At 65.5% G+C, this 1,045-nt stretch carries 2 protein-coding genes; both read left to right on the top strand.

Going from position 1 to position 1,045, the window contains the following annotated elements:
- A partial coding sequence (locus RMN95_RS08065; RefSeq protein ID WP_309616420.1) for a polyprenyl synthetase family protein occupies window positions 1-564 on the top strand: 564 nt, incomplete at its 5' end.
- The coding region (locus RMN95_RS08060; RefSeq protein WP_309616419.1) for a squalene/phytoene synthase family protein at window positions 561-1,045 on the top strand (485 nt) is incomplete at its 3' end. The genes RMN95_RS08065 and RMN95_RS08060, both read left to right, overlap by 4 nt.

Raw genomic sequence — 1,045 nt, 5'->3', positions numbered from 1 at the left:
GCGTTGTTCGCCTCGGCGGCCGGCGAGCTGATCGACGTCGACTTCCAGATCTCCACCGAGGTTCCCCGCGTCGACGACATCCTCACGATGGAGCGCTACAAGACCGCCGTCTACTCGTTCGAGTGCCCCCTGCAGGCCGGGGCGATTCTCGCGGGTGCTTCCGAAGATGTGGTCAGCACGCTCGGCGATTTTGGTCGTGAGATCGGCATCGCCTATCAGATTGTGGATGACCTTCTCTGGGTCTTCGGCCTCGCGGAGGAGACCGGCAAGACGACGATCGGTGACCTGCGGGAGGGCAAGCGCACCGTGCTCATCGCCTACGCGACGAGCACCCGCGACTGGGCGGAGGTCTCGCCGCTGCTGGGCGATCCCGAACTCACCGATGCCCAGGCCCAGCGCCTTCGGGATGTGCTCATTGACTGCGGCGCCCGGTCGTTCGCCGAGGGGCTCGCTCGGTACTACGCGAACCGTGCGCTCGCGCGACTGGCCGAGCCACACATCTCGCCGGCGCTGCGAGCCGAGCTCCATCCGGTTGTCGATTCCGTGTTGGGCAGGGTCAAGTGAGCGCACCGCACCCCGTGAAAGCGGCGGTCAGACTTTCGCTGTATGACCGCGTCGCCGAGGAGACGGCGAGCATCGTCATCCGGCGCTATTCGACGTCGTTCGGGCTCGCCTCCCGATTGCTCGGGCCCGGTGTTCGGCAAAACGTCGAGAACATTTACGCGCTCGTGCGCGTGGCCGACGAGATCGTGGATGGTGCCGCCGAGCAAGCGGGGATGGACATGCCGGGCGCCGGCCGGGTTCTCGACACGCTCGAGCGCGAGACCGAGCACGCCATCGAGCATGGCTTCAGCGCCAATCTGGTGGTTCATGCTTTTGCGTTGACCGCGCGCGAGGTGTCGTTCGGCAGTGAGTTGACCGCCCCTTTCTTCGAGTCGATGCGCATGGATCTCAGCCAGAAGCGACACGACCAGGCCAGTTTTGAGCGCTACGTGTATGGATCGGCCGAGGTGGTCGGGCTGATGTGCCTCCACGCGTTCCTGCT

The sequence above is a fragment of the Salinibacterium sp. genome (genome assembly GCF_031364185.1).
In the GTDB taxonomy this organism is placed as follows: Bacteria; Actinomycetota; Actinomycetes; order Actinomycetales; family Microbacteriaceae; genus Rhodoglobus.
This window is presented reverse-complemented; position numbering and strand designations above follow the sequence as displayed.